Annotated in this window: 10 protein-coding genes; all 10 read right to left on the bottom strand. The window is 64.0% G+C overall.

The features are described 5' to 3' along the window. A partial coding sequence (locus ACTCB7_RS09465) for a methyl-accepting chemotaxis protein (protein WP_463006471.1) occupies nt 1-1,414 on the bottom strand: 1,414 nt, incomplete at its 3' end. A gap of 127 nt (nt 1,415-1,541) precedes the next feature. Continuing rightward, complete coding sequence (locus tag ACTCB7_RS09460; protein WP_463006470.1) at nt 1,542-3,230, bottom strand: methyl-accepting chemotaxis protein; 1,689 nt, start codon at nt 3,228-3,230, stop codon at nt 1,542-1,544. Nucleotides 3,231-3,457: 227 nt separating this feature from the next. Beyond that, the gene (cheW, locus tag ACTCB7_RS09455; protein ID WP_463006469.1) at nt 3,458-3,973 is read right to left on the bottom strand and encodes a chemotaxis protein CheW; all 516 of its coding nucleotides are present in this window, start codon (nt 3,971-3,973) and stop codon (nt 3,458-3,460) included. Then, nucleotides 3,970-6,138, bottom strand: coding sequence for a chemotaxis protein CheA (cheA, locus tag ACTCB7_RS09450; RefSeq protein WP_463006468.1), 2,169 nt, complete (start codon nt 6,136-6,138; stop codon nt 3,970-3,972). Before cheA ends, cheW begins: the two co-directional genes overlap by 4 nt. Before the next feature lie 17 nt (nt 6,139-6,155). Beyond that, nucleotides 6,156-7,100: a flagellar motor protein MotB gene (motB, locus tag ACTCB7_RS09445; RefSeq protein ID WP_463006467.1), complete on the bottom strand. Its 945-nt coding sequence runs from the start codon at nt 7,098-7,100 to the stop codon at nt 6,156-6,158. Beyond that, nucleotides 7,097-7,969, bottom strand: coding sequence for a flagellar motor stator protein MotA (gene motA, locus ACTCB7_RS09440; protein WP_463006466.1), 873 nt, complete (start codon nt 7,967-7,969; stop codon nt 7,097-7,099). Before motA ends, motB begins: the two co-directional genes overlap by 4 nt. 89 nt (nt 7,970-8,058) lie before the next feature. Next, nucleotides 8,059-8,655, bottom strand: a complete 597-nt coding sequence (gene flhC, locus ACTCB7_RS09435; protein ID WP_463006465.1) for a flagellar transcriptional regulator FlhC — start codon at nt 8,653-8,655, stop codon at nt 8,059-8,061. A gap of 4 nt (nt 8,656-8,659) precedes the next feature. Further along, nucleotides 8,660-8,998 carry a flagellar transcriptional regulator FlhD gene (gene flhD, locus ACTCB7_RS09430; RefSeq protein WP_463006464.1) on the bottom strand — a complete coding sequence of 113 codons (339 nt, stop codon included), beginning with the start codon at nt 8,996-8,998 and terminating at the stop codon, nt 8,660-8,662. 302 nt (nt 8,999-9,300) lie between these two features. Then, nucleotides 9,301-9,594 carry an EscU/YscU/HrcU family type III secretion system export apparatus switch protein gene (locus tag ACTCB7_RS09425; RefSeq protein ID WP_463006463.1) on the bottom strand — a complete coding sequence of 98 codons (294 nt, stop codon included), beginning with the start codon at nt 9,592-9,594 and terminating at the stop codon, nt 9,301-9,303. Further along, nucleotides 9,591-10,116 (bottom strand): flagellar hook-length control protein FliK (gene fliK / locus ACTCB7_RS09420; RefSeq protein WP_463006462.1); only part of this gene is annotated, 526 nt, incomplete at its 5' end. The genes ACTCB7_RS09425 and fliK, both read right to left, overlap by 4 nt.

The following is a 10,116-nucleotide window of genomic DNA, read 5'->3' as shown; positions in this document are numbered from 1 at the left end:
TCACCGTGGCGGTCATCTCCTCCATGCTCGAGGCGGTCTCCTCCAGCGACGAGGCCTGCTGCTCGGTGCGCGACGACAGATCCTCGTTGCCCGCGGCGATGTCCCGCGAGGCCGGCCGTACCACCGCGACGCTGCGGTCGACGTCGTGCACGATGTTACCCAGGCTCTTGCGCATGGTATCGAGCATCGCCATCAGCTCGCCGATCTCGTCATTGCGCCGGCTGGGCAGGGTCGCACCCAGGTTGCCCGCGGCGATTTGCAGGGTGAACTGCTTGGATTCGCGGATCGGCCGGCGGATCGCGCGGATAGTCAGCACGCCCATCAGAATCAGCAATACCAGCCCGGCTCCCAGCAGGACGGCCTGAACGATCATCATCTGACGTCGCTGCGCCTGCGCCTGACCGGCCATTTCCCGGGCCGCCGCCTGCTTGGCCTGAATCAAACTATTGATGCTCTCGCCCAGGGCGTTGCTCGCCTTCTGCAGGGGCTGCAGCGAGTCACGCAGGGCGACGAAGGCGTCGAAGGCCTCCTTGCCCGAGAAAGCGGTGGCGATCTTGCCCTGGTGGTCGTCGAGGAAGGTTTCAAGCTGGCGGCCGAAGGCCTGCGCCTCGGGTGTCTGATTGACGCCGCGCTCGCTGTAGGTCGTCCAGACCGCCTGGACCCGCTGAATGATCGTCTCGAGGCGCTTGGCATACTCGAAGCGCTGATCCATCAGGGTCATGCGATCGTTGTTGGAGAGCAGCTGCGACCCACGGGTAGTGAGCTGGTCGATCTGCTGCAGCCGCGCCACATCCTCGAGCCCGTCACGCTGGAGCGCCTGGGTTCGCTGCCCGGCAGCGTCGACGCCATACAAGCCCAGCCCGCCGCCGGCGGCCAGCAGCACCAGCGACAGAAGCACCATGCTGACCAGGCGCCCCTGCAGGGAGCGCACGCGGACACGCCGCAAGCGCCCCAGCAGGCCGCGACGCACGATACGTCCGCGGTCCAGGGTGTAGCGACGCTGGCTGCCGCTGCGCATGGCCGCGTAGACACGCTCGGCACGCTCGCAGGCCTCCGGCGTGGCCTTGACCCGCACCGAAGCATAGCCCTGCACCTCGCCATCCTCGAGGATCGGCGTGACACTGGCATCCACCCAGTAATAGTCGCCGTTCTTGCAGCGATTCTTGACCAGACCACGCCAGGATTCCCCGGCCTGGATGGTCTCCCACAGGTCGGCGAAGGCGGCCTCCGGCATGTCCGGATGGCGCACGATGCTGTGCGGCGCCCCGATCAATTCGTCACGCTCATAGCCGCTGACCTCGACGAAGGCCTGGTTGGCGTAGGTGATCCGCCCCTTGAGGTCAGTGCGCGTGATCAGGTAATGGTCGTCATCGAGCAGGCGTTCGCGCTGGGTGACGGGCTGGCTGTCTCTCATGTTGGGTTCCCCGCTGGCTATGCGTGGTGGCCGGTGTTGCCGCAGCGTGCCGGCCTTTATCGTTTTTGGTCTGTCGGTTTGTCGTTATGTAACCGAGCATCGTGTCGTCGGGAGGGGTATCACTGAATCAGAAAGATTCCCAATCCGCTTCCGCTTCGTGTGTCACGGCAGCCGGCTTCGCCGCCGTGGCGCCTGTCGGTTGCCGCGTCAGCGCCGGCCGGGCCGTGGCCGCGGTGTCGCCCGACGCCGTATCGAACCGTGACGCCAGGCGGAAGCGCGCCACCGACTCGCGCAGCACGTCCGCTTCCTGCGCCAGAGTGTTGGCGGCCTCCGCGGACGCCTGCACCAGGCCGGCGTTCTGCTGGGTGGTCTGGTCCATCTGACTGACCGCCTGGTTGGTCTGGGCGATGCCCCGGCTCTGCTCCTGCGAGGCGGCAGCGATCTCGTCCATGATGTCGTTGACGCGCTGCACCGAATCGACGATGTCGCGCATGGTGTCGCCGGCCTGGTCGACCAGCTGTGAGCCGGCGTCCACCCGCGAGGTGGACGCTTCGATCAGGCCGCGAATCTCCTTGGCTGCGGCGGCCGAGCGGCTGGCCAGTTCGCGCACCTCGCCGGCCACGACCGCAAAACCACGGCCCTGCTCGCCGGCCCGCGCGGCCTCCACCGAAGCGTTGAGCGCCAGGATATTGGTCTGGAAGGCGATCGAGTCGATCACATCGATGATATCGACGATCTGATGAGAGCTGCGGCTGATCTCGTGCATGGTATCGACGACCTGGCCGACGACCTCACCACCGCGCGACGCAGTCTGCGCGGCGCTGCCGGCCAACTGACTCGCCTGGCGCGCGTTGTCGGCATTCTGCTCCACCGTTGAGGTGAGCTCTTCCATGCTGCTGGCGGTTTCGGCCAGGGACGCCGCCTGCTGCTCGGTGCGCGCCGAGAGGTCATTGTTGCCGCTGGCGATGCTCTGCGAGTCACGGTAGATCGACTGACTGCTGCGACGCACATTGCTCACTGTCCGCGACAGCCCCTCCTGCATGCGCGCCAGCGCGGCGAACAGCTTGCCGATCTCGTTGTTGCCACGCTGCTCGATACTGGCGGATAGATCGCCTTCGGCCATGCGCTCGAAATGGCCGACCACCCGCTCCAGCGGGCGAATCACGTTCCGGGTGATGCCCCACAGCACGAACAGGATCATCCCCAGCGCCACGACGAGCGCCGCGGCGATGGCCGCCTTGAGCGTCACGGCCATGTCACCGAAGGCATGGTAGAGGGAGCGACCGTCATTCTCGGCGTTGACGAAGAAGTCCACGGCACTCTTGTAGAAGGTGTCGTTCAGGGCCTGCACTCGAGGCGCGACATCGCTGTAGGCCGCCAGGTCGGTGTTCTGCAGGGCCTGGACCTGCGGGGCAATACCCTCATCGATCAGCTTGCGGAAGTCCGCCTCCACCTGATCGACCAGGGCCTGATGCGCAGGCTTGACGGGGATGGCCTGAAACTCGGCGAAGGTCTTCTTCAATGTGGCCAGCCGGTCAGCCAGTGCGGAGGCATCACCGGTGGTGTCGCCCCAGGTGGCACCGGTAAGGCTGGCGTACTGATCCTGAATTGCCAGGCGCAGGCTGAGCAGCTGGCTGTTGGCCCGGTTGAGGGCGGACTGCTGCTCGACGTTGACCTGATTGAGGGAGCCGAGCGCACCCTGACTGTACTGCACGGCATACCAGCCCAGCGCGCTGACGCCCACCAGCAACGTCGTGAATACCAGCAGCACCAGCATCCAGCTGGTCTTGACGGTCATGTCGTCGAGTCGCTTCACGTCACCCCCTTGATTGTCAGCTATCCGGCCTTCGGAAGGCCGGTTATCACCGGCTCGTAATCAGCCATTACTCAACGGGTTATCGGCACCATTCCGTGTGACTTGAGCGCCATCGCTTGACCGAGGTCAAGAGCCACGTCGGCACCGCAACCCTGAGCGGCCTGCGGTACGAACAAAAACGGCCGTGACGCAATCGCCACGGCCGTGAGCGGCAGCGCGGAGCAGGCCTATTTCTCGGCGGCGCCGTCGACCAGAGCCATCTCTTCGCTGGTCAGCAACTTGTCGATATCGACCAGCACCAGCATGCGGTCCTCGAGGCTACCGAGGCCGCTCAGATAGTCCGACGAGAGCGTCACGCCGAACTCGGGGGCGGGCTTGATCTGCTCGGGCGTCAGGGTCATGACGTCCGAGACGCCATCGACGACGATCCCCACGATACGGTCGGCGACGTTGACGACGATCACCACCGTCTGACCACCGTACTCGACGTTGTCCAGGTTGAACTTGATGCGCAGGTCGACGATCGGCACGATCACGCCGCGCAGGTTGGTGACCCCCTTGATGAAGGCCGGCGCGTTGGCAATGCGCGTCACATTCTCGTAACCACGGATCTCCTGGACCTTCAGGATGTCGACGGCGTACTCCTCGTCACCCAGGGAAAAGACCAGAAACTCCTGGCTGTGGGCGTCGATCGCCGCCTGGGCCTTGTCGGCGGAAGTCGGGTTCTGGGTCACGCTAGTCATGAAGGATGCACCTCTTGAATGGACGAAGTTGTCACCGCCGCACGCGAATTGGACTTGCGTCGACTGAGGCGATGCAGGTCGACGATGTCGAGGATCAGAGCGACACTGCCGTCGCCCAGGATGGTGGCGGCGGAAATGCCCGGCACCTTGCGATAGTTGGTCTCGAGGTTCTTGACCACGACCTGCTGCTGGCCGATGAGATCATCCACCACCAGAGCGTAACGCCGCCCCTCGCCCTGAACGATGACCACGATGCACTCGGTAATCTCGGTCCGTGCATCGGCGACATCCAGCACCTGATGCAGGGCGATGACCGGCAGGTACTCGTCACGCACCTTGAGCAGCAGGTCGTCACCGGCCATGGAGTAGAGATCCTCGCGGGACGGCTGCAGCGACTCCAGCACCGCCCCCAGCGGCAGGATGAAGACCTCTTCGCCGACCTTGATGGACATGCCGTCGAGGATGGCCAGCGTCAGCGGCAGGACAATACGCGTGGTCGTGCCTTCGCCCGGCCGGGACATGATCTCGACATGCCCCCCCATCGCCTGGATGTTGCGCTTGACCACGTCCATGCCGACCCCGCGACCGGAGACATCGCTGACCTGCTCGGCCGTGGAGAAGCCCGGCGCGAAGATCAGCTGCCAGACCTCGTCGTCGCTCATGGTGTCGGAGACATTGAGCCCGTTGTTGTGTGCCTTGGCGAGAATCTTTTCCCGCGACAGGCCGGCGCCGTCATCGATCACTTCGATCAGGATGTTGCCGCCCTGGTGCTGGGCCGACAGGGTCAGGCGCCCGGTCCGTGACTTGCCCGCCGCCTCGCGGACATCCGGTGATTCGATACCGTGGTCGAGACTGTTGCGCACCAGGTGGGTGAGCGGATCGATGATGCGCTCGATCAGGCTCTTGTCGAGCTCGGTGGACTTGCCTTCGGTCACCAGCTCGATGTCCTTGTCGAGCTTGGCGGCCAGGTCGCGCACCAGACGCGGGAAACGGCTGAATACGTAATCCATCGGCATCATGCGGATCGACATGACGGATTCCTGCAGGTCGCGCGCGTTGCGCTTGAGCAGGTTGAGGCCGTTGTGCAGCGCACTGTGGGTCACGCCGTCGATCTCGCTCGCCGTCTGGTCGAGCATCGCCTGCGTGATGATCAGCTCGCCGACCAGGTTGATGATCTGATCCACCTTGTCGACGGGCACCCGGATCGAGCTCGATTCGCCGCCACTCTTGGCCTTGTTGCCCTTGGGCGCCGCCTTGGCCTTGCCGCTCTTGTCTTCCCGGGCCGGTGGCGCGGCCTCAGGCTGCGCACTCGGTGACTTTGCCGGCTGGGCTTCCGGCTGGGCGGGGGCTTGCGGCTCCGCCGGCGCCGCCGCTTGTGCCGGCACCTCCTGAGCAGCAGTGCCTGCCGCCTCGCCCAGCGTCGTGACCTCGAGCTGATCGGGTTCGATGATGAAGCACATCACCGCCTCGATATCATCACGACTGACGGTAGTGGTCATCTCGACGACGTAGCGCTGTTCATCACCGCTCTGCGAGGCGACCTCTCCCAGCTGTTCGAGCTCCTCGACCAGCAGCTGGCGATCCTTTTCACCCACCTTGAGCAGCGCGACCTGCAAGCGTGTCTCGCCCTTGCCGGTTCCGGACGATGCGTCGCCGCCGGCTGCAGGCGCGGACGATTTATCGGCCCGGGGGGCGGGCTCGGGGTCGGATGCCGGGGCAGCGGCTGTAGAAGCAGTGGCTGCAGCGCCCGCTGACGCATCACTGCCCATCGACTTGCCCAACTCATCCAGGGCCAGCTGCTTCAGCGTGCGACAGATGCGTTCGAACGCTTCGGGGTCGGGCTCGGCGCCATTGCGATAGGCGTCCAGCTGGTCATGCAACATGTCCTTCGCTTCCAGAAAGGTGTCGACGATGTCGCGGCGCAGGGTCAGCTCGCCGCGACGCGTGTGATCCAGCAGGTTCTCGAGGATGTGGGTCGTCTCCTGGAGCACCAGGAAGCCGAAGGTGCCCGCTCCTCCCTTGATGGAGTGCGCGGCGCGGAAGATGGCATTGAGTTGTTCGGGATCGGGGTCATCGACGTCCAGATCCAGCAGATGGCGCTCCATGTCGCCCAGAAGCTCATCAGCCTCCTCGAAGAACGTTTCATAGAAATCGCTGATATCCATGCTCTATTCCACTCGCGTCAAGGGGCATTGCGCCGGGTGTCGGAGGCAGGCAACGCCGTGTTCGGGGTGGACTCGGTGCGCAGTTCCTTGGGCAACAGCGACGAGTCCAGGCTCGATGGCTTCACGCTCTTGAAGCCGCTCTGGTTCTGGATGACTTCCGCCGTGTGCTTGTCCAGCACCACGATGCTGATGCGGCGATTGACCGGATCCCTGGGATCCTCGGCGTTGAGCGGTACACGTGAGCCCATGCCCGCCACGCGCAGCAGCTTTTCGGAATCCAGGCCGCCGGCCACCAGCTCGCGGCGTGCCGCATTGGCGCGATCGGCGGAGAGCTCCCAGTTGCTGTAGCCCTTTTCGCCGCCGATATAGGGCAGGCTGTCGGTATGGCCGCTCAGACTGATCCGGTTGGGCAACTGGTTGAGCACCGGCGCGATGGCACGGAGGATGTCCCGCATGTAGGGTTCGACCCGATCGCTGCCCAGCTCGAACATCGGACGCTTCTCGGAGTCGACGATCTGGATGCGCAACCCCTCCGGCGTCAGCTCGATACGCAGCTGCGAACGCAGCTCCCGCAGGTGCGGCTGACGCTCGATCACCGACTCGATGCGCCGCTTGAGCTCCATCAACTGGCGCTGCTCGTCGGCAGGCCGGGTGTGCAGGCGGTCATCGATGCGCGGACGCTCTCCCTCGCTGTGCATGGGGCTCGGCCCACCGCCGGGGATGGCGCTGGTGCTGGCGGAGGTCTTGTTGCCGCCGGCCATGGCTACCGGGAGCGGCGTCCGGAAGTACTCGGCAATACTGCGCAGCTGCGCCTCGTTGGAGCGTGCCAGAATCCACAACACCAGAAACAGCGCCATCAACGCGGTCATGAAGTCCGCATAGGCGATCTTCCAGGCTCCGCCGTGATGGCCGGCACTCTTGTTCTTGCGGCGCTTGACGACGATCGGGCGATTGCCACTCATGAACCACCCGCGGTGTTCTTGGAGGAGCGCACATGATCTTCAAGCTCGGTGAACGTCGGACGCTCGGCGGTGAACAGCGCCTTGCGACCGAACTCCACGGCGAGCTGCGGCGCATAGCCGTTGAGGCTGGCCATCAGGGTGACGCGAATGCACTGCAGCATTTTCACCGCCTCGTTCACCTGCAGCAGGATGCGCCCCGCCACCGGGTTGACGAAGCCATAGGCCAGCAGGATGCCCACGAAGGTGCCGACCAGCGCGTTGGCGATCAGCATGCCCATTTCCGCCCCGCCCTGGTCGGCGGCTCCCAGCGCATGCACCACCCCCATGACCGCGGCGACGATGCCGAAGGCCGGCAACCCGTCGCCGACGGCATGCAGGGCGTGGGAGGGAATTTCCGCCTCGTGCTGAAAGGTCTCGATCTCATGCTCCATCAGGGCATCAATCTCGAAGGGATCCATGTTGCCGCTGACCATCAACCGCAGGTAATCGGTCAGGAAGGCCATGATCATGGGGTCGGAAAGCAGCTTGGGGTAGTCGGCGAACATCGGGCTGTTCTGCGGGTCGTCGATATCCCGTTCGATGGCCAGCATGCCGTCGCGCCTTGCCTTGGAGAGCAGGTTGTACTGCAGCGCCAGAAGCTCCATGTACATGGTCTTGTTGTACTTGGTGGTGCGCTTGAGCTTGGAGAAAGTGCGCAGCGTCGCCTTGATCGCCTTGCCGTTGTTGGAAGCGACGAAGGCCCCCAGCGCCGCACCGGCGATGATGACGAGCTCGGCCGGCTGGAACATGGCGCCCAGGTGACCGCCCACCATGGCATAGCCGCCGAACACGGCTGCAACAACGATGATATAACCGAGAACAATAAGCACGATGTATCCCTTGCCAAAAAACGGGGCCTCCCACCCGTTATCGGCAGAGGCCCCGTGCGCTTGAGGGGGTAGGCGTGAATTCTTTTGGATCAGGCCTGGCGTCGCGTGGTGCCGACCGGCTCTGCATCGTCATCGGCCTGCTGGCGGCGGTTCGCCGCCGCCTGACGACGCTTGCGGGTCTTGCCGGCACGCGACGGCGGCTGGCAGATGCCACAGACAAACCCCTGGGGAGGCGTGTGGGCATGCACGACGAAGCGGCCATGGCAACTGGTGCACTCGCACAGCTCCAGCAGCTCGCTTTCGAAGAAGCGGATCAGCGTCCAGGCGCGCGTCAGCCCCAGCACCGGCTCGGCATCCTCTTCCAGCGAGAGCTGCTCGAGGTATAGCTTGAAGGCGCGCACGAAGGCCCCCATGCGGTCACAGCCATAGTCCTCGAGCAGACGCTGGTAGATGTTGTAGAACAGCGAAGAATGGATGTTCGGCAGCCAGGTGATGAACCAGTCCGTGGAGAACGGCAGCATCCCCTTGGGCGGTGACATGCCGCGAACTTCCTTGTAGAGCTTGATCAGCCGGGCACGGCTCAGGTCGGTTTCAGTTTCCAGAACCTGCAGCCGCGCGCCCAGTTCGATCAATTCGATCGCCATCTGGACCTGGCGCATCTCGCTGACGAGACTCTTGTCGGCCATGATCTCACCTCCAGCCTGATGTCGGATCCGGACACCGCACTTCCGAACCGGAAGCCATGAGCAGTGCCGAATGGATCTGACCGAGTCCCTGGTCGCGCGGATCTTCGATAAGCTTGCGCAGCTGGTCCGGCTCCTCGAAGCACAGCCGGCACAGCAGCTGATTGGAGCGCGCCAGCTGCCCCAACTGCTTGACCGAGAGCGAGACGAGCAGGTCGGCCATCTCCTCGCTCAGCTTGAGCCGGAACATCGCCGTCGGGCGATCCTCGTTGAGCAGCCGCTGGACCAGCAGCAGATAGGAGAGATTCGTGTCCTGAATGTCACTCAGGAGGCTATCAGTAGGCATCACGTGTATTCCCTGCAATTACCGGCGTGAACGATTCGAGGCCGTTCAACTTGTTATCGGGCCCATATCATGAGTCGCCCGGCCACTGAACGCTGTCAGTGTGCGACTATTGTGAGACTTTTTTATTAAGAAGTTCAACTGCTTCGCGCAGGAAACTCAGCCACGCTGCAGGAAACGTGACATATGTCAGCAACAACGCATTAACGCCTTGTTCAGGAAGGAGATTCGTGGAGCAAAAAACGTAAAAAAGGATAAACCAATAAGCGATCCGCTCGTCTATCGTTGATCAATCAATGGGGGAATCAACGATCTTTCTCCATTGAATCGCTCTCGAGCCCGTAGACCCAGACCAGTAGCTCGGCGATGACCTGGTAGAGAGCCGGCGGTATCCGGGCATCCAGATCGACCTGCATCAGCAAACCGACCAGTTCCGGCGCATCATGGACGAACACGCCCTGGCGGCGCGCCTCGGCGACGATCCGCTCGGCCAGCTCGCCATAGCCCTTGGCGACCACCTGCGGTGCGGCATCGCCCTCGCGGTAGGCCAGCGCCACGGCCTGACGGCGCGACTCGGCACGCGGGTCCCGATAGGTCATGCATCACCCTCGTCACGCAATACACTGACTCGCACGTCATCCAGCCCACAACGACGCAGCCGTGACTCGAAATCCTCCCGCCCCTTCTCCAGCCGGGCAAGCACCGAAGTCTCGGTCGTGCGAATTTCCAGGGCGACGGACCGCTCTTTCAGCCAAAGCCGAACCCCCAGCTCGCCCAGGTTGGCCAGTCGCAACGTCAACTCGCTGTGCCAGCTGCCCTCGGGCGCGTCATCGTGCGAATCACCATCACGCTGATGCTGCTCGGCTTCCGGCGGCACATGCAGGGTCAGGGCCATGAACAACCCCGACCAGACATCCCCTTCCCAGCGGATGACCGGTGTCACCATCATCTCGAGTTGGTGGCGTACCAGCTGCTGCAGAACATCGTCCTTGCCCTGCGCCGACTGGGCTTGCTGAGCCGTCAGCTGCAAGTCCCGCGCCGCCACTTCCGGCGACACACCCCCGTTTACTTCCAGCGGACGAAAGGTCAGTGACGCCATCGCGGGCGGAGGCGACGAAGGC

The sequence above is a fragment of the Modicisalibacter sp. genome, from assembly GCF_055145905.1.
The sequence above is the reverse complement of the archived record's forward strand: the minus strand, read 5'-3'. Positions and strand labels throughout refer to the sequence as shown.

Bases quoted from the DNA above. Each gene is read 5' to 3' on its own strand.
- cheW (WP_463006469.1), bottom strand. From the start codon at position 3,973: ATGACTAGCGTGACCCAGAACCCGACTTCCGCCGACAAGGCCCAGGCG.
- cheA (WP_463006468.1), bottom strand. From the start codon at position 6,138: ATGGATATCAGCGATTTCTATGAAACGTTCTTCGAGGAGGCTGATGAG.
- motB (WP_463006467.1), bottom strand. From the start codon at position 7,100: ATGAGTGGCAATCGCCCGATCGTCGTCAAGCGCCGCAAGAACAAGAGT.
- flhC (WP_463006465.1), bottom strand. From the start codon at position 8,655: ATGGCCGACAAGAGTCTCGTCAGCGAGATGCGCCAGGTCCAGATGGCG.
- flhD (WP_463006464.1), bottom strand. From the start codon at position 8,998: ATGCCTACTGATAGCCTCCTGAGTGACATTCAGGACACGAATCTCTCC.
- ACTCB7_RS09425 (WP_463006463.1), bottom strand. From the start codon at position 9,594: ATGACCTATCGGGACCCGCGTGCCGAGTCGCGCCGTCAGGCCGTGGCG.